This window comes from Psychrobacter sp. GW64-MNA-CIBAN-0177, from assembly GCF_040309585.1.
Classification (GTDB): domain Bacteria; phylum Pseudomonadota; class Gammaproteobacteria; order Pseudomonadales; family Moraxellaceae; genus Psychrobacter; species Psychrobacter okhotskensis.
Map to the genome: position 1 here is coordinate 1 of NZ_JBEOOY010000563.1, position 240 is coordinate 240.

General features: G+C 43.3%; 1 protein-coding gene. It reads right to left on the reverse strand.

Features of this window, described 5'->3' with window-relative positions; translation table 11 throughout:
* Positions 1-240 (reverse strand): magnesium transporter MgtE N-terminal domain-containing protein (locus AAEY79_RS16225; RefSeq protein ID WP_407074216.1); only part of this gene is annotated, 240 nt, incomplete at both ends.

Sequence of the window (240 nt, forward strand, 5' to 3'; positions counted from 1 at the left end):
GGTATCGAGTTTATTGACCTGAATGCGTATTTCTTCATCCAAAGTTGCCATCACCGAAGTACGCACACTTTCGGTAACGGTGTCTAAAATCTCTGAGATGTCTTGTGCATCAAGATCTTGGGTAAACAGCGATATCTCTTTTGACGAGATGTTTTCCATCAATGGCTGGCGTGTATCAAACTCCAGTTCGGCTAGCACTTCACCTTTGATGTTTTCTGGTACTTGTGCCCAAATCAGTAG